General features: G+C 39.5%; 20 protein-coding genes and 1 CRISPR repeat array. Of the genes, 6 read left to right on the forward strand and 14 right to left on the reverse strand.

The features are described 5' to 3' along the window. Positions 1-42: 42 nt before the first annotated feature. The 13 genes from AC5JM2_RS15215 to AC5JM2_RS15275 all read right to left on the reverse strand — a co-directional run bounded on the left by AC5JM2_RS15215 (position 43) and on the right by AC5JM2_RS15275 (position 13,681). Complete coding sequence (locus AC5JM2_RS15215) at positions 43-243, reverse strand: hypothetical protein (RefSeq protein WP_495835716.1); 201 nt, start codon at positions 241-243, stop codon at positions 43-45. A gap of 97 nt (positions 244-340) precedes the next feature. Further along, the gene (locus AC5JM2_RS15220) at positions 341-907 is read right to left on the reverse strand and encodes an AcrVA2 family anti-CRISPR protein (RefSeq protein WP_495835717.1); all 567 of its coding nucleotides are present in this window, start codon (positions 905-907) and stop codon (positions 341-343) included. A gap of 2 nt (positions 908-909) precedes the next feature. After that, positions 910-1,401: a hypothetical protein gene (locus AC5JM2_RS15225; RefSeq protein WP_495835718.1), complete on the reverse strand. Its 492-nt coding sequence runs from the start codon at positions 1,399-1,401 to the stop codon at positions 910-912. Between the two features lie 40 nt (positions 1,402-1,441). Continuing rightward, positions 1,442-3,457 (reverse strand): protelomerase family protein, encoded by a 2,016-nt coding sequence (locus AC5JM2_RS15230; protein ID WP_495835719.1) that lies wholly within the window; start codon positions 3,455-3,457, stop codon positions 1,442-1,444. 495 nt (positions 3,458-3,952) lie between these two features. Next, a CRISPR array of direct repeats spans positions 3,953-4,642; the repeat unit is 37 nt; unit sequence CTTTCCAATCACACTTCCCTGCAAAGGGATGGAAACT. Positions 4,643-6,299: 1,657 nt separating this feature from the next. Next, positions 6,300-6,536, reverse strand: a complete 237-nt coding sequence (locus tag AC5JM2_RS15235; protein WP_495835720.1) for a DUF7219 family protein — start codon at positions 6,534-6,536, stop codon at positions 6,300-6,302. A gap of 471 nt (positions 6,537-7,007) precedes the next feature. Then, entirely contained in the window at positions 7,008-7,484 is a 477-nt protein-coding gene (locus tag AC5JM2_RS15240; protein ID WP_495835721.1) for a GIY-YIG nuclease family protein, read from the reverse strand. 513 nt (positions 7,485-7,997) lie between these two features. Further along, positions 7,998-8,264 (reverse strand): hypothetical protein, encoded by a 267-nt coding sequence (locus AC5JM2_RS15245; protein ID WP_495835722.1) that lies wholly within the window; start codon positions 8,262-8,264, stop codon positions 7,998-8,000. Further along, a complete protein-coding gene (locus AC5JM2_RS15250; RefSeq protein WP_495835723.1) occupies positions 8,264-9,346 on the reverse strand; it encodes a ParM/StbA family protein in 1,083 nt (360 codons plus the stop codon). The genes AC5JM2_RS15245 and AC5JM2_RS15250 overlap by 1 nt, the downstream gene beginning before the upstream one ends. Positions 9,347-9,848: 502 nt before the next feature. Beyond that, positions 9,849-12,125 carry a coiled-coil domain-containing protein gene (locus tag AC5JM2_RS15255; RefSeq protein WP_495835724.1) on the reverse strand — a complete coding sequence of 759 codons (2,277 nt, stop codon included), beginning with the start codon at positions 12,123-12,125 and terminating at the stop codon, positions 9,849-9,851. A gap of 77 nt (positions 12,126-12,202) precedes the next feature. Continuing rightward, the gene (locus tag AC5JM2_RS15260) at positions 12,203-13,048 is read right to left on the reverse strand and encodes a hypothetical protein (protein WP_495835725.1); all 846 of its coding nucleotides are present in this window, start codon (positions 13,046-13,048) and stop codon (positions 12,203-12,205) included. Positions 13,049-13,123: 75 nt separating this feature from the next. Further along, a complete protein-coding gene (locus tag AC5JM2_RS15265; RefSeq protein ID WP_495835726.1) occupies positions 13,124-13,264 on the reverse strand; it encodes a hypothetical protein in 141 nt (46 codons plus the stop codon). Between the two features lie 5 nt (positions 13,265-13,269). Continuing rightward, positions 13,270-13,539, reverse strand: a complete 270-nt coding sequence (locus AC5JM2_RS15270) for a hypothetical protein (protein ID WP_495835727.1) — start codon at positions 13,537-13,539, stop codon at positions 13,270-13,272. Positions 13,540-13,543: 4 nt separating this feature from the next. Then, on the reverse strand, positions 13,544-13,681 hold the full coding sequence (locus AC5JM2_RS15275; RefSeq protein WP_495835728.1) for a hypothetical protein: 138 nt from the start codon (positions 13,679-13,681) through the stop codon (positions 13,544-13,546). 473 nt (positions 13,682-14,154) lie between these two features. Here AC5JM2_RS15275 and AC5JM2_RS15280 point away from each other — a divergent pair, with 473 nt between their 5' ends. The 3 genes from AC5JM2_RS15280 to AC5JM2_RS15290 all read left to right on the forward strand — a co-directional run bounded on the left by AC5JM2_RS15280 (position 14,155) and on the right by AC5JM2_RS15290 (position 15,983). Beyond that, positions 14,155-14,397 (forward strand): hypothetical protein, encoded by a 243-nt coding sequence (locus AC5JM2_RS15280; RefSeq protein WP_495835729.1) that lies wholly within the window; start codon positions 14,155-14,157, stop codon positions 14,395-14,397. A gap of 55 nt (positions 14,398-14,452) precedes the next feature. Next, complete coding sequence (locus AC5JM2_RS15285) at positions 14,453-15,346, forward strand: hypothetical protein (protein WP_495835730.1); 894 nt, start codon at positions 14,453-14,455, stop codon at positions 15,344-15,346. A gap of 349 nt (positions 15,347-15,695) precedes the next feature. Next, complete coding sequence (locus AC5JM2_RS15290; protein ID WP_495835731.1) at positions 15,696-15,983, forward strand: hypothetical protein; 288 nt, start codon at positions 15,696-15,698, stop codon at positions 15,981-15,983. 39 nt (positions 15,984-16,022) lie between these two features. On the opposite strand, the gene AC5JM2_RS15295 is transcribed toward AC5JM2_RS15290, so the two are convergent. Then, on the reverse strand, positions 16,023-16,202 hold the full coding sequence (locus AC5JM2_RS15295) for a hypothetical protein (protein ID WP_495835732.1): 180 nt from the start codon (positions 16,200-16,202) through the stop codon (positions 16,023-16,025). A gap of 186 nt (positions 16,203-16,388) precedes the next feature. Here AC5JM2_RS15295 and AC5JM2_RS15300 point away from each other — a divergent pair, with 186 nt between their 5' ends. The 3 genes from AC5JM2_RS15300 to AC5JM2_RS15310 all read left to right on the forward strand — a co-directional run bounded on the left by AC5JM2_RS15300 (position 16,389) and on the right by AC5JM2_RS15310 (position 21,550). Continuing rightward, complete coding sequence (locus AC5JM2_RS15300; RefSeq protein WP_495835733.1) at positions 16,389-16,976, forward strand: hypothetical protein; 588 nt, start codon at positions 16,389-16,391, stop codon at positions 16,974-16,976. Positions 16,977-17,049: 73 nt separating this feature from the next. After that, positions 17,050-21,117, forward strand: a complete 4,068-nt coding sequence (locus tag AC5JM2_RS15305; protein ID WP_495835734.1) for a hypothetical protein — start codon at positions 17,050-17,052, stop codon at positions 21,115-21,117. Position 21,118: 1 nt separating this feature from the next. Continuing rightward, positions 21,119-21,550, forward strand: coding sequence for a hypothetical protein (locus tag AC5JM2_RS15310; protein WP_495835735.1), 432 nt, complete (start codon positions 21,119-21,121; stop codon positions 21,548-21,550). The last annotated feature ends 240 nt before the right edge of the window (positions 21,551-21,790 follow it).

The raw sequence follows: 21,790 nt of genomic DNA on the forward strand, positions 1-21,790 counted from the left end.
ATCCGTTCGCCACAATGTGAACATTAATCGTCATTTATATACTTAGAAAGACCTGTCTTTGTCTAACTCCAAGCGCCCAAATTGTACTTTCAGCCATAAAAGTATAATTTCCTCCTCGCCCCTGACCTGCGAACGCCAAAATATCGCCATATCAGGAGACATCCGAGCGGGGGTTGGTTTGGCTGGTCGGGCTGGTTTGGCTGGTCGGGCTGGTCGGGCTGAGGTGTGACAGATGATCCACATAAAAAATTCCCCACAACCGGAGTGAGGTCATGGGGCACAAAGAACGCGTGATGAAATTTTGAAGAATGCCTAGTAGGTCTAGTGCTGGCTAGTCAGTCTAGTGCTGATTCACTACAACAGATGGTATTTCTACCCATTTACGCATAGAACGATTTTTCCCATAGGCTACTCTTCTTAAGTGACCAGCGCGGACATGTTCACGAACTTCTTTTCTAGCTTTTGGTTCAGTTGCAGTTTCAGTTACCAAAGGTTTTTCTAAGTTTAGAACATCCTGAATAACATCAATGGGAAAAGCTGTTGAACACCAAAATCGTTTTTTATCTGGGTCGTAGTTTGATGTATCTTCACAAGTCCTGAGAGTTACGATTTGCTTTGATTTGGATTCTGTGAAATCCAATAGAGCAAGAAAATTATTTGATTTTATCGGTATTTCTTTTATCAATACATCTAATAACTGGCAAAAGAATACCTTGATAAAATTTCGTTCATCTACCGTTAATTTAGGTGGTGTTAATAACCCAAATTTATCTCCTTTCTGAGTTAAAATTATCGCAGGGAGTCCAGTAGGACGAATACTATGAGTTTTACAATTTATTATCATTAAAACGTTTTTCTCGTTCCCAAATTCGGGGTCTAGTTCCCTCCGTCGCTTAGCTTCACCCATTATTAAATACCCTCTGGAAATCTCATATTATTGTGAAATTCTTTGAAAGTTTCGTTAGACGCTCTCCGTCGTAATTCAAAATCTAATTTTTCTTTTTCTTTTTCTTTTCTTGTCTCAACTTCTCGCAAATATTTATCCTCACTCCATTCGTTCAAATGTAAATCGGCAGTCTGTAACAGTAACCGGATAGCTGCTAGTTGTGTTTTCTCAGACTCTGAATGACGTATGATATGCCGTAGAATTTCAACAGCTTCTTTGGTTCCAATAGCAGTAGTTATCAAAGCACTTACATAAATTTTATGGGCTTGTTGTTTTGCTAAAGTATTGAATTCTGGTGAGGCTTCCCACTGTTCAAAAGTCTTCTGAGTCAAGTTAAGTGTTTCGCAAATTTCTTCTTTGGTCTTTCCTTGTATGTGTAACTTTAGAGCTTGCGTTTGCTTCGGAGTTAAACTTTCAAGTGTGATTATATCCTGTTCAATTTCGTTGTTGTCCATATTTTTTCCAATGTGTTTAAGTACATTTTAACAATGGGATTTAACTATTAGAATCAGAACTTTCGTCTTTATCTTTAACAGTAATCTTGTCTGTGATGTTAATTTTTTTATGACGTTTGTTGTGGTATTTTTCAAGTCCGTACTTATTGTTGTGGTCGTCTACCGTTAGTTGGTGTTCTTTAACCCACAGTTTGATGTTTAATCGATTGCAGCCCGAAACCTGGCTAAGCGTAGTAGAGCCAATGTACCATCGGTCAGCATTGCTTGGGGCGTTGTCGTTGTATTCTGCAATTGCCAAGAAGGCACGGTTGATTTTTTCTTCAAGAGCACCGGGACTCCGCATCATTTTAAGTTCTTTGTTAGTCAGTGTTTCCCAATCTGGTTCATCTTCGACTTTGACTTTAGACGCAGCTTCAGATTCTGCTGTGGCTTTGGGTTCGGTTTTAGCGGTAACTAGATTTTGCACCATATTTGTCAATTGATTAATTTGGGCTTGCATGTCTGCAAGAGGGTCTTTCGTTTCAGCTACTGTCTCAGCTAGTGTCTCAACTAGTGGTTCATCTAGTGTCTCAGCTACTGGCTCAGCTACTGGCTCAGCTACTGGCTCAGTTACGGGGTCTGATTGTAGGATCAACAGGTCATACTTAGTTTTTAATTCTTTATTCATGTGCTGTAAGTGTTTGACTTGATTTTCGTAGCTGGTGATTGTTTGTTCTAGTTGGGTAATTTTGCTTTGTGCGTCTAGCAGTTGTTGCTTGCTGGTTTCTTCAGTTTCTGCAATTTCTAGAATGCGTCTTATGGTTTCGCGCTGGCTGGGAAGCTCCCATTTTTCTTGCAATGTATTAATCCTTGGTACATCTGATGCATTCGCTTTTACGGGACGAGTATTTTCTTTCACTAGCTTTTTCACCTTTTCTTTTGGCGGCTCGTGCACTAGTTCTTTTAACAGTTCTTTCGCGGGTTCTTTCACTTGCTCTTTTACCAGTTCTTGTGTTGCTACTGGTTCTAGTTCTAGTTCTTGTTTTTGCTCTTGAGTTTCTACCACTGCAAACCTCACTGATTTTTTAACGTAGTAATCGCTATAACCTGCGCTGACGCCTAATTTCGCTAGTGCTCTATCATCAGCTTTTTCTGGGGTGTAATGACCTAATATTCGGGCTGCGTGGAACATCTTTGCACCGTAACTGCCCTTACAATCACGCTCTGTAGCCAACACCGCATAGGCGGCTCTTAGTGCTTTGTTGTTATCCTGGTTTTCACCATGTCGGAAAGCTAGAACAGGAGTGCTATCGCCTTTATCACCAAAGTACGAGCGCACCACACGTCTTAAGGACTGTCCACGACGGTTATCTATTTCAACGTTTTGTCTGGTTTCACTTTTTGGGAATTGTACTGAGACTTCTTTGAGTAATGCAACTGTGCCATTTTCCTTACGCAGTCGGGCAAGGGCTTGGATTACATAATCTGCTGGGTAGAGAGTAGCAATCTCAAACTCTGGCATTTCACCGCGTTTCTTCCCTTGTCCGGCGAACATAACGCGGTAAGGTTTATCTGCGATTGCTGTGAACGTGGCGCGAGCAATGATTTCATGTGGACGGCGACCAGTGGCAGCAATCAGTCCAACAGCTAACTCATGTGGGTCTTCACTTGCTAGGAGTTTGCCCGTCACATCCAAATAAGTGTCAGGGTCAATTTCAGTGTTGTTTTCGAGTCGGTCAATAACCCGTGTTGTTTGGTTGCGCTCGTTCCACTGCTCTTGATCCAATCCACAAAGCACAGCAACAAGGTGCTTTAATTCCTGGCTTTTGATTGTCCCATCAGGATTGTGTTTTGGTGTTAGTACAGCGTTCTTGTCTTGTTCTAAAGGGATACTTTTGAACTTACTGTAGAACCCATAGGCGCTCAACTTAGTACCTAATGTACTTGGTTTGTAGGTAGTGCTTGTCTTTACCCATTCGTTGAATGTCTCGCACAGGGTCTTGATTTCTTCTAGATTGCGTAAATCTTTGGTTGCCTCAAATAATTCGTCTATCTTTTGCTGAAGTGCTTTGCTCATCGGTTTTCTTTTTTAGCGTAACTAGTTACATTATATCTAGCACGTTTTTCTCTGTCAATAACTAGTTACGTTATTCTTGTGTATTACGTCTGTAGTGTTTAAAACCAAAATTGAAGGAATAAGTTCCCGAGAATAAGTATTCTGTTGAGTTATGTTCAGGTAAGTTTGTAATACAAAATAGTAAAACCTTTATACTGTAAGGTTTTTGACGTAGTAGTGTGTTTTTCTACACCAGACACCCAATTAAGTTTCTATACCAAATGTGGACAATCTCAGATACTGCTCTTATGGTTTATGGAGTGTGTGACGTTCATCGACACCACTCGCCCGAACCTTGAAAACCGCATTATTCCGTTGACTGGTGTCGATTGCTTACAGGGTAAGCTTTTCAGACTTCAAAAATAATTTATTTCTGATAAATTTTAATCGCTTCCTTGAGTGGTGTCGATTTAGGGGTCTAGAACACGCTCCCTGTAAGGTTTCCAAAAGTGAACTCTTTCCAATCACACTTCCCTGCAAAGGGATGGAAACGAAAACGTGGTGGCGAACAGTGCGCCGGAAGATTGACTTTCCAATCACACTTCCCTGCAAAGGGATGGAAACTAACAGTCTCCGCAACCAAAACACCCATAATCCGTCTTTCCAATCACACTTCCCTGCAAAGGGATGGAAACTCTCATCATCATATGCAGCACGACCCGTAGGACTCAACTTTCCAATCACACTTCCCTGCAAAGGGATGGAAACTGTCAGATGTTTTAGCGACAGTATAGTCCATAAGGTTTCCTTTCCAATCACACTTCCCTGCAAAGGGATGGAAACCATAGCATTCTGTAACGATTGTTGCAAACATGACCACTTTCCAATCACACTTCCCTGCAAAGGGATGGAAACTTTATTTCGAGTTGGTCTGTGACGATGTGCAACCCTCTTTCCAATCACACTTCCCTGCAAAGGGATGGAAACTTAACTCTTAACTGCAATCCAAGGTAGAATTGTTATCCTTTCCAATCACACTTCCCTGCAAAGGGATGGAAACTAAAACCTTCTCATTCATCTCCTCCAATGTCTGCTCTTTCCAATCACACTTCCCTGCAAAGGGATGGAAACTCTTTGTCGGTTTTGTACTATATTTTCCTTCAAAACATCTTTCCAATCACACTTCCCTGCAAAGGGATGAAAGCGCGGATGGGTAGGTGTTTGAAAAATCAGGAGTAATTTAGCGGCTCAAAGCCCTATCAGTTCTGAGTTTGAGAGATTCATCACCTTTCTGACATCCGCGCAATCGCTGAAATACTTGTATAGAGTGGGTTTTAGGCGAATCTTTCAATTGAAAGTCTTGACAAAGAATGGCTGAAATGATAGTTTTGTTATACATCCGCGCAACAGTACCAGGAAAACTAAATAGGTCATGGGTTTCATGTGACCGCAGTTGAAATCATCCACTACCCCGTAAGGGGATTGAAACTTCATATTCAGCAATCAGTTCTTCTACTGATACCGTTGAAATCATCCACTACCCCGTAAGGGGATTGAAACCTAATTTTTGAATGCGATCGCTCATCTCCAGCAAATCATCAGGTTGAAATCATCCACTACCCCGTAAGGGGATTGAAACACCTTCGATAGTCCTGAAAAACTCCTTGATGGATTGTTGAAATCATCCACTACCCCGTAAGGGGATTGAAACATGTTAGGATTCCCTTAATTACTATGCTTTGCATAGTTGAAATCATCCACTACCCCGTAAGGGGATTGAAACATGTGTGCCTGATAAGAACCGTTATCAAGCTTAGTTGAAATCATCCACTACCCCGTAAGGGGATTGAAACAATTTCTTGTATCTCGGACGAGATGGGGTAGAACAGTTGAAATCATCCACTTCCCCTAACGGGGATTGAAACGTTTTTCATTATCAACAGCTAACCTCATATGTTTGTGTTGAAATCATCCACTTCCCCTAACGGGGATTGAAACAATACGTTGATAGGGCATTAGATAAGCTCCGAGTGTTGAAATCATCCACTTCCCCTAACGGGGATTGAAACGCTGCATCCCAATAATTTGAAACCAGTTAATTGAAGTTGAAATCATCCACTTCCCCTAACGGGGATTGAAACATTTTACCAGACTCTACCGCTTGAGTTATCTCACTAAAGTTGAAATCATCCACTTCCCCTAACGGGGATTGAAACGCTATCAATCATATTTCTTACAAATCATCAAAAAAATTGAAATCATCCATTACCCCGTAAGGGGATTGAAACGTACTCATCGTTGTCAATAGTATGAACAAAGGCGACACGCAGGTTGAAATCATCCACTTCCCCTAACGGGGATTGAAACCAGAGTGAGAATGTTATCCCCAATATTTACCTGATTGTTGAAATCATCCACTTCCCCTAACGGGGATTAAAACAAAAACACTGGGCGATTATCAGCAACCATCCAGTGTTTTTGTACAAATTGTGATTTTCTTATGTCATAATCGGATTTCATTTATGGGATTTGTGACAACACTGGCTGATTATACCCGCCAGTGCTTTTCGTGACTACTTTAACTTAGTTTTTACCCTACTGCATCACATATTTTTAGGGTGAAGACCGGAGTTTTTCACCCGTCTATCCGTAAATTTATGAAGTTTTGTCTTTGAATCCGGAAGTGGTCTACATCCGTTGGTTTTTAACACTTGGAAATTAACTAGGAATATAAAACACTGGATAGACAATTATCTACTCAGTGTCTTTTTTAATTTACTTACGCTCAATCCCTTGTTGCATCTACGGTGTAGCGTTTACCGCAATCCATACCCAATCAACAAGCCAACACCCAACAGCGCCGCTAATCTTCAATCCCTAATTCTAAATAACTGCATTCTACCTGTTGCCAAAGCTCATTAATTTGCTTGTATGCATCTTCTGTTGAAATCTTACCAATGGTTTGTAAATTGCAAATGTAACCCACACGTGTAGCAAATTCTTGTAAGTTGGCATTAAACATTAAATTCTGTGGGGTAAATACACCTCTATAGAAATATTTTTGAGAAATAAAGTTGTGTATGTCCTGTCTTTCTTCCATAATTCACCTATTTGCGAGTAGAAATATTAACGTGTTTTTTTGACAATTCAATTTCCTATAACTATATGTAGTTTGCTTGACTGGTGTATTCTTCTACCCAATGACTTAAGTTAAAATGTGTCGCACTATACGAAGTAGCCAAAGATAGTATTGTTATATTCTGTTACATTGTTGTTACGCTCAATCCATTGTTTTATCATGATAAAGAGAGATTCCTGATAATTTACGGAGAGTTTAAATGCAATGCTGCAAAGGGTTTGATACCCCTCCAGTTTTTTATTACTAAACTAATTCTTACCCCTCATCTTCTAACCACTTCAAGCCAGCTAATGTAACCGCGCATACATTGAAAAATTCACACAATAATTCTCAAGGGTGATTTCGTTGAATTTTGAACCTTATATAACGGTAAATAACTTTTCAAAAATGAACTAATTGCACTAGCTATTAATATCTGCTAGTGCTTTTTAATTATTTTGATTCTTCAATCCCTTGCTGTATCTGTGGCGCGGCACTCTCCCGTACTGAATACCCTATCAACAAGCCAACGCCCAGAAGCGCCGCTAGACCGCCAGCAATGACCCTAGGAGAGATGGAGTGATTACGCTTGGAATCGTAGCGTGAGAACATCCACAAAACCATTGCATACTGGTGGGGGTAGAGGTCGTGCCACTCGCGGGATTTAATAAGTTTGACGTTTCTATGCTTGAACTGCTTGTGGAGCGCGTCTTCTACTGCTGCCATGTCTGGAACGTAGATCGCGCGGACTACTTTGTAATTACAAGGTGGCTGGCTTGAGTGTAAAGTGTCTAGACGATTTTCTACACTGCGAGTAAGACCAATCTTGCAGCGACGTAGATAAACGCCAGGAATGTATCCGTGATAACCTTCTGCTTCCAATAAATACACCCATCCGGATACATGATCATCGCGATATTGAACTGACATAATTCAGAGGCTCCTAGCATTAGCTTATAGAGAAATTTAGATTGCACTGGTAAGGGTTGATAGTCCTCACCAGTGTTTTTTGTGGTTAAGTCAGAAATGTGCGCTCCGCATAAAAAATTTTTAGTCACCCCTATGAAATATTTGTTGCGTTACAAATAAAAATTGTTAAGTCATGAAAAGCACAGTAATGAAGCTAGCTATGACTAGTATGTTTGTTTTTAATGGAATAGCTGTCGTTAGTATTTTGAAAGGTGAACCTGTCTTAGCTTGTATGAGTGCTACTAGTGGGCTTATGTCAGCAGTAGGAACTAAAGTAATTGAACGGTGATTTAGTTAGTACCTACACTTAAGATTTCCAAGATACTATCCGTGACATTTTTTCAGTTTTCATTAAATAAACAAATTTAAATACGTGGTCATCGTGATGTAGTTATGCTTTGGGATGCTACATGATTAAAAGAGTCTTGGAGTGTCAGCACTGGTAAGACCAGCATCTATCCAGTGCTTTTTACTTTAGAGTTCAATTCCCCCATCAAATTCGTCAGGGTCATCAGTCTCTATCACCACTGATTTAGCTTCCGTTGGCTGTTGATGACCATTCAAGCTTGCAGTTGTTGGTACTGAAATTGTGGGTACAATTGGGTGCTTTCCTTCTAAAAATCTCACGTAAAACCCAATCGCATCTTCAACAAACCTACTCTCTGAAAGGTTTAGCGCATCACACCACTCTTGTACTTTTGGTTTTTGATACTTCTTGATTCTGATTTTGTCAGCAGCCATCAAACCACCTCCGATATCAGTCCAGTAAGGTTATCAAAAGCGCCATTGTCCGAAATCAAGAATCCTTTCTTCTTTAGTGCTGCATTCAGTAGTGGTAACTTAGAACCACCGCCAATTATTAGAATTTGGTCGCCACTTAGCTTGTACTGCTCTAGCTGTTTGATAACTTCCCTAAGTCTGCAATTGATGAAGTCCTGTAATTCAACCTCATATACCTTGTAGAAATTCATAACTGAGTCGCCATAAGCCAGAAACGGAATTTTATCACCTGTTTCGGACTTCTTGAACTTAACTCCTACTTCAATACTGCGGTTGATAACATCCTTATCAGGTGCTTGCTTGATAAGTGATTTCAGGTCTGAGTTACAAACAATTTTCTCAATCAGGTATTCAGCGCCAAAGTCTTTAACAGCAACTTCCCCGACTGGCTCAGAGTTAAAGAATCGACTAATAGATGTGTTACCACCTCCGATATCACAGATAGTCACCGAACCACCTAATTTTTGACTCTTGAGTGCTGCAAATCCTTCTGGTAGTATCGCTTTAACGGATATGGTTACATTGCATGGGACGCCACATAATTCTACCTTGTGCGTCCCTTCATTTTTTGTGATAATTCCTGAATGGCGCTTGACATCATTACAGGTCACGGTAACATCCAAGTTCATCTCAGAATTTACCTGTGGAAGATGAGCTAAAGTTCCAAGGAAGTACTCAAGCCACAAGGACGATTTACCAGTGTAGTCCTCTACCAGTCTCATCAAATCACTGCTACCACTGCGAACGGCTTGATTACCCACTAGCCAGCATTGACCTACTAAATCTGACCTGACCCCATCGACATAACGAACGTGACCTGGTAGTTTATTGGAAGTGTTTGACAAGCAGCGAGCATACCAGCTAGGTTCTCTCAAAAGTTCATAGCCTTCAATGTAAGCTTTGACCCAATGATTTCCTAGGTCTATCACGCTTTTGAAGTGCTTCTTATTTTTAGCTGGAATTCTAGGCATTTTTACACCCCCATTTTTAAGGGTACTTTTGGGTACATTTGATGTTGTGTTTGTTGTTTCTGAAGTCGTCATAATGCTTGCTCCGTATACGTTTCAAGTGATTTTGATGGCTGAAAATGAAAGGTGATGAGAGAATTGTACCCTAAAGTACCCAAAATAGGTTATTTATTCATTTTGAGTACTTCAGCATAGACAAATCTTTTAACCTATTGAGTTGTTGGCTTTGACTAGTATTAACTCAATAGGTTTTAAGTTAATATCAACTATGTCTTTTGGTTACTATTAGGATAGTGAGAGTTAATTAACTAATAGTAATTAAGAGTTTCGTGTACTCGCTATAAAACCTAGTTTTTCGATTAACTAATAAGAATTAACTGTTATGCGTCCCAAACGTCCCAAATGTCACTGACCCCCCTATAGGGAAATGTCCGGGACGCGTCACTAACGTAAAATCAATACTTTCAGCCATAAAATTGACGCTTTGAGACGTTGATTGGGACGTGTCCGGGACGGTTGTCAGAGTGTAAAAATCATCAGTGACACTCTATTAACAGTTAATTACTATTAGTTTAAATTAAGCTTTGGTTTTCTTCAGCCAGGTTTTACCACACTCTGAATTAAGACATAACCAGCGTTGTCCTTTAGAGCGATATTGCTCAGAGCCACAGTGAGGACATTTAATTTCTGTCTTAACATTCATTGATTCTACCTCTTGCTGCACCTCATCTATAATGTTAGAAATAAGTAAATTTTGAGTATTTGTACTCAGTGACTCTTCACTTTCAGTCATCACCTCATAGTAGTCGTAGCTATCAAAGTCAGGCAGTTGAATAAACTTTGGTAGTCCGGTCAGTGGTACAGCTAAAGCAAAACGGTACGCGCCAGGGTCAGTGAAGATATCAAGCCCTAATTCTTCGTTCTTCTTATCACAGAACTCTTGAATTTTGCGATATTGTTCTAGTAGCTTGGTTTTATCTTCCGGTGTCACTGTTTTAGCCTTATCTAACCAAATACCAGCGTTAGCCCCAATGTGCAGTTGAACCGCGTTATTCCAATCTGACCAACTCATTCCAGGAATTGTGGAAGCATCACAGGCTTGACCAATGTAGATAGCGCCGATGTTCTGATGGCTGGCTTGCTTGAGTGAATAAGTCACTTTGTCCCTAAAGTAGTAGTAACCGTTGTTATCCCGTTCTTGAGCGATGGTCGAATCCACTTCATCAAAGATGAATAGTACAAAGGGATGATTAGCTTTCGACTTGGAACGCTGGTCTAGTAAGTCGCAAAGTTCCTCCATCCCGGTCACATTGTCAGCATGGGTTGTACCCGATTTAGGCATGTCCCAATAGTCCTTCTTACTGCCGTCCTGTGGGTCATACAACCGTATTTCCCCTTGACCCTTGCGAGTTTTCATGATGGCTAAAGCAAGGTTTTTGGCAGTGGGACTTTTACCTCCCGTAGATCCAGCAGTGATTCTGACACGTTCCCAGTTTTTGACGTAAGACTCAAACTTATCAACCGGAACCCAGATTTTATCGATGTCACCCTTAGCTTGTTCTTTCTTGACTGGTTTCCTCATGACTACTGACAAGATAACTGTGCAGTTTCGATAATCATATGAAAACTCTGGAAAAGTACCCTGTAAACATCCTGTCAATTTTGCGAGCTGCTCTTTGGCATTGCCTACCATCAGTTCATCATTGGTTAGCGCGTTATTTTGGCGCGTTGCATAGGTGATGTTGTACCCTACCTCAGTTTCATCCCAGTTGATAAAGTCAAGTCTGTAACCTAATTGTTCGTAGTAGAAGCCAGAAACACGATTAGCCACTAAAGCATATTGGCTAGTCCCCATTGCTTGTAAGGGTTTTGATAACTCCTCAACTTGCTTGGTTAGGTCATCAATCACCAAGTTCCGTTGTTCAAGCAGGTCTAGTAATTGGCTGTGGATATTATTGTTGTTCAACAAAAGGGCTTCATACTTTTCAGTTATCTTTTCATCCACTTCATCCATACCCGCCCGGAATCGTTCAAGGGCAACAACTTTAGGCATGGATTCAGCCAAGGATTTAGATAAGGATTTATTTTCTGTTTCTACCTTGGAAAACCTTAAATCCTTCCAATGCATTTTGGCATTAAAGAATTTATTATCAAACTTGAAGATGTAAGCTAGGACATCATTGAAACAGGTGATTTCCATGTCCTTTATCTCTTCCAGTGCGTCGGTCAACTCTGATTTCAGTTTGCGAATATCTTCAATCCGACCAACTAGAAGTTCTTTATTATTGAGCGTAACCTTATCATCTTCCAGAGCATTCTTTAACCGTTTGTGCAAGTCGTCTAACTGCTCATAACGCTTAGAGAAAAACGTCATAGTGCGAGTGCGAGACTCGTTAAGAAAATCCTCAACACGTGTATCCCGTTCGCTTACAATGCCTTCAAGTGTTTTGATTTTCAAGTCTTTCTCAGAAACAATTTTGAGGTATTGTTCAGCCTTAGCATTCAGTCGCTCTTGTAGTTCAGATATCTGCTTAAGATTGGCTTCCTTTTCTGTTTCAAGCACTTTGATACGACTTTTGAGTTCGTCAATCTGCAACTTAAGTCCTGCAAGTTCCCGATCCTTGAGTTGACTGTTCTTTTCCAACTTCCCCTTAAATTCGTTTTCTAGGTCAGTCTCTTTCCCGTTATAGGCAATTCCAAGTCCGAGGGCAGTAAGAGCAGTTGTAGCGCCTCCTATACCCGTTACAGCAGCAATCTTTTGTGTTAACCCTTGTGTGTGGAATGATTGAACAAGACCTACCGCGCCTAGCAGTGTGGAACCCAGAACTAAGCCAAAGTAGACGTGTTTAAACATGATAATATTCCCTAAGTAAAATATGATTTGCAGGGTGCTCTGTCTTGAACACCCTTTTTACATAAAGCGCTTTATGCTCAGAAACCTGCTGTAAACTTGGCTTCTGTTTCTTGCTTGATTTTTTCTTTTTCGTACTGAATAGCTTGAATTTCGTAGCCTTGCTTTTCAATGTCCTCACGCATTTTGGCTACTTTCAGTATTTCAGATTCCCTAATAAGTTCAGTTTGGTTTTGGGTTCCCTCTGTCCGAATTTGTTGATGGACCAGTAGCTCACGGTCTTGTTCAAGCTTGGATAGCTCGGTGTCACGTCCAACAACTGCGCGATGATAAGTAACAGCTTTTTTCTCATTGGTGACATCCAGAGTCTTACCATCAATCAACATCCCAATAAGCTTTTTCTGCTCGTTATCAAGAGTGGTTAAATCCTGCTTGAGTCGAGTGTTGTTGATTGCGACGCCTACAAAGTTACGCTGTCTGGCAATAACAATGTTTCGCTGTGTTGCTGTGGCACTATCAAGCTGAGGGATATTTTCATCAATGTCAGCAGAAGCGCGAGCCAAAATCTCTGAGGTGTTTACCTTTCCGTCGGTGAGTGCTGATGGGTTCCGGTCTTGGTCGGTTCCCTGTACTGTTTGGGCAATCTTTGAGGTGTATCGCTGGACTGTGGAAACTACATTTGCACCCTTTTCTATGGCTGAAGTGACTCCGTTGCCAATCTCTTGAAGCTTTTCTACAACACTTTGCGGTGTGGGTTGGGCTGTTGACTCTGTAGGAGTTTCTAGAACTGTCTCGGCTGCTGTTTCTGCTATGGGTGTGGAAGTTTCACCTGTTACGCGCTTTGACCCTGTTAAACCACCCTTCTTGCCTCTGTTGGATTTTTCTAGAGAAGCGCCTGTTACGGTTCCTGTTTTTTTCGTAGCCATGAGATAATATCCTTATATATGCTGCATGTGTACTTTTTGCTTAAATGCACCTGGTGAAAAAGAGCAGCGTTTTTGTCAGTGGTCGGAGCGCTGCTTTTTGAATTCATGAAGTTCTCGGATAGCTTCCAACTCTTCAAAATTAATATAGATAGGCTCATAAACCTTACGAGGTGGCTTAATACGGACAGTTGACGTGTTGTCTTGTTCGTTGTTCATGGTTGTTATTTAGAGAGTGTTTGAAGCCTGACTGATGCCATTGTGATAAGATTCACAAGTTCTTTCGTATCTCTAATGTCTACAATGTCATCTCGCATCCAATCGCAATCCTCTTCATCACTATGGAACAAGGCTATATTGATGCCTAAATCCGCGTAGCAACGGGCAAATCCGCAGGAGTGGCGAAGTGCTTCAGTTGCTGTATGGATTACAGATGCTGTGTCAATGAAGTCAAGTTGTGAAAGTAAAGATTGAATTGTTGTCTGAGTAGTCATTTGCCTATTCCTCATCATCTGGTAAAGCTTGCTTTGAGTCGCCGTTATCGGGCAGTTGGTCAAGTCCGTCCGTGATAAAGTCGCACCAAAGATCAAAGTTTGCGATAAGGTCAAGACCTGACCTTCGCTCTATAATTTGCATTAATTTCACTAAAGTATGGTTGTTGCAGCTTTCGCTGTTATCTGAGTATTTGTACTCAGATAGCAATGGAAGCTTTTTAAGTTGTGGCAAGTATGGTAGTCAGGATACTTGCAACCGCTACACCATATGTAGTCCTGTGGGGAGTTCATTCGCACTCTCAAGTTTTAATTTTGTTTGCTTTCCCTGTGGGCGTAACCTCCGAGGAGTCGATTCCACAGTTAGGTTTGGTGTAAGGCGTGGGAGTTGCTCTAGCGTTACGTGACCTGCTGTGCAGTCGTGGCGGCTTTGGCTTCTCTTGTCTCTCACTTCTTAAATATAATTTCACTTGCAAACAAAAGCAAGTGTTTTGAAATCAAGATAATTGATCGTTTAATTGACTATTAATCAGGAAAACTCATAACAAACCGTTTGCATTTGAAAATCGAAGCGTGTACATTAGATAGATATAGATGTAAATTAATGAGGAGATGTACATGGAATTACTGTTAATGGTACGAAAGCGTAAAACGATTACTCTGAGAGTAGATTCTTTAGTATGGGACGCTATCGAATCAGCAGCCGAATTACAAGGTATTAGCGCTAGCCGATGGTTAGAAAGGTTTGCGTTTGATAATTTAAAACATGTTGGTTTGATACCTCCAAATGAAAAATATTTAGGGGAAACAAGAGGCGGCGACCGTCGTTCAGAAAATTTTAAGGATGGGGAAGAGTCATGATTTACTGATACAGATGACTCATTCAACATCAAACTTACACAACTATTAGAATCGTATGAAAGGTTACGGCTATAAAATGACTCTGATAATCCCCCAAATATTAATAAAACCAGGAGATGGTATTTACGACCCTAAAGTTTGTCGTGACATTACTATTAACCAAACAAACACAACTATCGCGTTAAGACCCCGTACAGTAAGTGACTTTATCAGATGGTTTCATAAATTGCCTGATGCGGTTTTACACGAATGCATGGAACAATTTCACATTTCTGAAATTGAAACAGATAAATTAATGTTAGAGATGATGGCAGAATATCGATATAGTTTTGAAGGTATTGAATATTGGCTAATTAGAAAACATGAAGCACTAACAAATATTGAAATTTATCAAGAGTATAAACATCTAGAATGTGTGGCGGATGGTATTTTAGATAGTTTACAACTAATACTAAAAATATTTGATATTAAGTATTCAAAATACTTTGATGAAATAAAATCAAAAATTATCTTTCCTGAAAAAATAGAATTTTTAGGTGTGGAACCAATGCTATGGTATACTTGTGAATTTTTTGCTTTGAAACAAACATTTTTAAATAATGGAATGTTTGGTAAAGCTATACGTCAAGGAAATTTTTTGATTGATGAACAAATAAAACAATGTAGTGAACAGATTAAAAATTATCAAGAAACCCCAAAAATATTACCTCTAAACGTTTCACATATTCACAAGTGTAATTTCAATCCTAGTGGATATGATTTAGTTCATCATATGGCGAGTGAATTAGCCCGGTTTGATATTGATTTTTACAACGATGTCTACAAACCGTACTTCCGTCATCGCGCACAGTTACTCAGAAAGATTAAAAGAAATCCAAATTTACATCTGTTCTACCTAGGTGAAACAACCAGAAACAAAGGTAAGAAAACAAATGTAACGAAAAAATAAGATTATGAGAAAATAATCAGTACTGAGAAGAGCTAATATCTCTAAAAACAGTTTAGACAAACGTTTTAAAAATTGGTGTTTATAAGTTAATGTTGTGAAATATTACTTTATTAAGTTCAAAAAATCCTTGAAATAGGCTATACATATACGTTTCAAAGATTATCCCTTGCATCTAGTAAACGTGCAAAAATTTTTTGATCGATTTTGAAAATGTTTGAATAGTTTCAGGTGAAAACACCGCCAATCAAAAACCCCACGGGCATTACTGCACACATGGGGCTTGAATTGCGATTTTCCTTTATCACCAAAATTTAAAAACGCACACACGCCTCTTTAGGCGCAACTTTTCATGGAAATTTCTCCTTATAGTTTCTCAAATGCTGTCAATTTACGCAAGGTGCAAGGCTTAAGCCAAAAGCTGAATGATGGGGTTACTCCTGACGAATTCCAACAAATCGATAAAGAAATTAATGAGGTGCAATTATATGTCACCGAGGAGGAAAAACAAAAGATAGAGATGATGTGCAACATGATGGGCATTCCAGCCCCTGTGATGAAAATCAAGCCTGGTGAGGACGAATCGACTGGAGGGAAAGGATTTGCGCCCACCCCCAACCCAAAAAAGAAACCCCGATAATCGTCGGGGTCTAAGGAGGTAATGGAGATGCTAAGCGTTTTAGGCTGCTTGTGTCTCTTCTCTAGATACTTTGAGCCTTCGCTGTCCAATCATTTCTATAAGTTCTGAACGACTCAGCATAAATTCATCAGCTATTTTGTCTAGAACTTCCCATGAATCGTCCGTAACATAAACTGTCTTCTTTGCTTTTTTCTCGCCGTGTTTTATAGGTCTAGCCATGTACACATACTCCTATCACAATAACCATTTTTCAATGATTATAACAGGAAAAAAACTTTATTAAAACAGTTGTCAAACTAGATTAACACCTGCTATAACTAAAAAAGAAAGAGGTGAGCGTCGGGAGACAGCCCACCAACCAAAAAACAAAACAAATCGGGCGATAAAGCCCAAGGTAATTTCATCATGCCACTAGGTTCTAATTCTTCCAATCCGTCAAACTACCAAGAATTTCGTCGTAAATATGTTCCAGCTTTCGATACCAAAAAGCCTGTGGAACGCGAAGAAGACCGCATCGTTGCAGGTACAGCAGCATTAATCATCCAAGGATTCGCAGTCCGTAACATCGTTAATGGTGACACAGGAGAGTCAGTTAGTCGTAAATCATTAGTCTTAGCTTGCCTAGGCTCAGACGGAAAATTCAAAAACATCCCTATCATTCTCAATGAAAATCTTCTAACTCTAGCATTTAAAAAATTAAATCTTGAGTTACCCATCATAAAGAAAGCAAACCCTTTTTCAGATATTCCTGGGATGGAAGGATTTGCAGAAACATACGATATTGATGTGGATAAACTTTATGATGTCATCTACCCAGTACGCGGCAAACTGTACACTGGTTATATGAAGCAACAAAAGTCTAAGCGAGGTGTTTATTACTTTGCTTTAGATTTAGAAACTCTTACACCTGTGATGGTTAACGGAGTGCATAAAGCAGTCCAAAAACCCGAAGAAACTAAGCCTGAAGTCACTGATTTTGATTGGGATGAATAATACCTAAAAATTAAAAATCCCGCTACCTTGGCGGGATTGGTATTTAGACAATTATTCACTTAATTAAAAAATTATGGACGACATATCAGACATTTTATCAGGTTTTGGGGTTGATTTCAACAATCCCGAAACCTTATTTGATAATTATAGCTCTTCCACTACGACCATTGAAAAACCAAATGAAACAACGGATTTATCCGGATTTGGTTTTAATTTAGAAAATCCTGTTTTTGAAGAGTCTGAACCAACGACAAGTGAAACAGTTTCACGAGAACCCGAACCAGAACCTGTTAAAAGTGATGGGCTTAAATCTAATCAATTGAGATGTTCAGATGGTAGTATCATCACCTATAACGAATGTCCAGACCCTAAAACCATCAAGTGTTTCTCTCCAATTGAAATAGAAGCGGGATGGTGTGTAGACCGAAGTAAACTTCAAACTTTTGATGAATTGGTAGAGGACTACACTCAAAAAATGGATTGTTATAATGCCAAACTTAAGGAAACGAAGGAAAAGAAAGGTAAAAAACCCTTTAAGCCAAATTTAGATATTCACGTCTATCAACAAATTGACACTGAATTTAAGTTTATTCAAATTATCTTTGGGGAACAAACAATAGAGGAATTATTCACCCAAGAATCACGGCTACACGTCACAACTCAGATTAATCTATTACCTGGTGAGGATGGTATTACTCATACCTTTATCTTCGTACATCCTCAGTTTGAAGCACAGATAAATGGTAAATTGCGGAGCATGGGGAAAGACCCTCTACCCGTCCTAAGCTGCCAGGATTGCGACGGATTTGATTATCTCAGGTTGGTACTAGGTTGGGATGTGAAGTGCAAACAGGCAACTCAAAAACGGCTTGGATTTATACCTAAGTTTTACCTCACCTTAGCTGCCCATAACGCGGAAGCAGAGCTAAATCTAATATTCCACGGGGAAATGCTAAAACGAGTCGTAGCGCTTCAAAAATCAGTAGGATATGAACGAATTGAGAAGGTCAACAAAGTTGTTAAGTGCATCTGGGAAAAACGAGATAAGTACAAGGGCGATTACACCGTTGATTACGTTTCTCTAGCTCAAGAGGTTCAAATCAATGGCGACACAGAGGGATACGAGAGCAACTTACGAATAGTAGACACTATCAAATCACACAGTGTGGTCAGTCTTGGAAATTTCGCCAGTGCGTCAGGGTACAAGTTAGATGCTAAGGATTTGCTCAGTAAAAAAGATAAAGAAGATATAGTCCTAAGCTTCATGCAACGACCGGGTGATTTTCTAGCGTATTCACTCGGTGATCCACACAACGCAGAAATTCAGTACGCGTTTAAAAACCAAATCAGCGAGATGTCTAAGGACTTGGGTTTTGCGGATAAAACAATCGTCCCATCTCTCACGGTTGGTGGTACGGTCGATTTAATGGATAAGGCAGCTTTAGCAACTTATCTCAAGCTAGGAGATGAGAAAACATCTTGGCGCAAAGCGATCAATGAATATGTTACCAAAGAGTGTCAGCCTTACAGCCCTAAACAATTGGTGGGAAATTCAGCCCATACCCGAGCGTTACTTGCTAAAGGATTCGGAGGACGCATTGGACAAAACCAACCTACTGTAGCTCAAATCCCTCGGGTATTTAAACAAAGAAAATACAAAGGGATGGTAGAAGGGATAGAGCTAAAAGGAATTTTCAAACTCCGAAAAATCAACGGTCGATACGATTGTCAAATCATTGTAGACATTGACATATCTGGTTGTTACGCAGAATCTCAAAGAATGCAATTGTTCTTCTTTGGACGTCCCATTATTGGAGGATTACGAACTGATACTATCAGTAAAAACAAGTACCAAAATCTTCACGATTTACTGGTTGATTTCAATGTTGATGTTGATAGTCTAATCAAATTACGTAACCATCCTATCACTAAGAATACTATCGTCCCGAGAAATATTTGGGGAGAACTACTACCCGGAAATCATTCAATATATATGAATTGTGAAAATTTATCTTGCCCACAGGACATGATAAATTCTTACATTCATCCCACGGTAGAAAATCATGAAATTCTCGCCAAACTCTTAACCGATTCAATGGCAGGGGATAAAGACGCCATTAAAAAAATCAAGCAAGGATACACCAAAATAAATACCCGTGAAATAAAATGTGGATTCGTTGGATATGAGATTCTTCAATGGATATTTTTCATCGCTAGTCCAAAACTAAGAGATGAAATCCTTTACAAATCACAAGTTGTCGCTTTTGCTATTTACCCTAAAAGTGCTCGGATTACCTCAGCGAAAGAAACTCTTCAAGAACAATTTGATGACTGCAAAGAACAATTAGAAACCACTAGAAACAACTGGGAACTTACTAACGAAATAAAAGTCCGAGGTGGTAAAGGATATTTCTACTATGGTGAAATGTACGCTGATTGTCATGCATGGTTCGGGTTTACAATTGGAGATTTGATTCTAAACAAATACCTCAGTAAGCGTAAAGTAGCACAGTGGGTTAAGAAAAAATGTCCACATGACTTACTGTACAAACTCTTCTGCAATACCAAATTTGGAGTCTCCATATCTCCATTATTCAACACCAGTAACATCGTCATAGGTAATAACATTACTGCAAGAGCACGAGTATTAGCTTGGCTGATGGAGAAAGCATTAAACGGATTTCCGACTATAACAGACGGGTGTTTCTTTCTAATCAATCAAATACTATATAGTGGACATGAAAAAATTGATAGTCGCTGTATTAATCCAGATAGTCCAAACTCCCAACTAGCCCAATTTAATCTTAGTTCTAGACCTCTTGAATTCGAGTTTACTGGAGAGGACAGAAACTTTACATACAAATATACCACTAAAGAATGGCTAACTAAAAATGAACGGATATTGTTGTTATGTGATGTACAACAAGTTAACAAATCTACTAAAGTAGTTCAAACTTTTGAAAGTCTACAACCGTTATTTAGTGGCTATTTCAACCCCAACGATGGAAAACTAGACGGAAATAAAACTAATGTCAAACCTTGGGATTATAACAAAGAGGGAAAAGATTTTATTTGTACCCTAGCCAAAAATCATTTAACTAAAACCTTTCCTTTAATGGAAGTACTCACCGTCCCTACTACTAAAATTAAAGTTGTAGCCAAAGACAAAAAATACGATACGTTACCCTCTAGTGAAAAAACTAGTGACATGGTAGATGTTCTAGAAAAACCTAGAAGTGGAATGGCTGATTTTGAAATCAAAAACATCTACCACAGTGGCAGTAATCAGGGTATGGCTAATTACCAACTGAGAAACACTCTGTACACAGTGTCAGTCCCTCCCAATGCTAAATCAGATGATATTAACAGTTACTGTGGTAAAAACGGAATAATACTCTTTAACAGAGTAGTCGAAGAAACTTCGGAAGAATCAAAACAATGGACACACGAATTTAACGAATACAAAAAAACCAATGCCTTTAGAGGATACGAATCCGAAAAACTTCATAGAGGGATTGCAGTTATCGATGACAAGGTAGTCGCAATAGAACGATATAACAAAGAAAATCCGGCTATAGATATGATTAGTCAAATAGCCGATGATCCACATAAAGTAAAACGTCAAAACGTAGCTATCAAGCTAGTATCCTTGTCAATCAACGAGTACAAGAAAAATCATCGTAAATATGATGCTCTTGGTTTAAAACCAGGAGACCAAATGAAACGACCGATTCTCCCGGTTGAATTTTCACCCTCGACCTATAAGTACCAAAATGCCGAACAACTCTTTGGATGGTTAGAAGCCACAACCAAATCAAAAGCACAGTATGGTCAATCGATAGAAGCATTTTTTATTGAATCAGATGGTAGTTTAAACCATCAAAAAATGATTGAATGGGGACTTCAAGCCATTGAAGCAGGTTGTATCGATCCTATTGAAGCATTAATAGGGGTTTTCAAAAAACTTAGAAAATATTCTAAACTCGAAAGAAAACACCCTGAGTACGACCTGTTACTACATTGTAAAGCAGCCTTAATAGGTGAAAAAAATGTACAGGATGAAATTCTCACCTCTATTCAAGAAGAATTAGATAACGATGAAAACATGTCGGACGAAATACTAAATACGGAGGATGAATAAAATGGGAGAAGCTAAACGTAGAAGAACACTAGGATGTAGCATGCCACAACATCAACAACCAAACAACTTTCTAGTGACGAGTCATGGTGTTCTAGGAATTTATAGAGACACAAGAACGCACTTAGATTTTATCGACCCTTTATTTAAAGTAGAGGGATTTGACCTCTCAAAACCTCATACTTTCTTAGAATGGCAAAACTATTTCTTTTCTACAAATCCAGAATCATTTGTTGCTGATAATTTGAAATTTAGTGATGATGTTATCACTAATTCAATTAAAGTAAATAATCTCCACTGTGGTGCATTTTATATCTACCTCAATAAAAAAGAGGCTAAAGGACTAGTACTAGATATGGAAAATACTAAAATTGAAAAATATCTAAATTATCAAGTCACACAAGCTGAATACCTTAAACCAATTAAGCATCTCTAGACCTCCTAACCAGTACTAGACATTCTTCAAAATTCCATGACGCGTTCTACTCCCCCATGCCTGTCCAGCCAGGTGTGGGGTTTTTCTTTTGTGGATCATACGTTGCCCAGTCCACCTCAACCACCCGACCAGCCCGCCCAGCCCATCCAGCCCGACCAGCCAAACAAACCGCCGCTTGGAGTTCGCAGGTCTTTCTAAGTATATAAATGACGATTAATGTTCACATTGTGGCGAACGGAT

This window comes from Brasilonema angustatum, assembly GCF_059505445.1.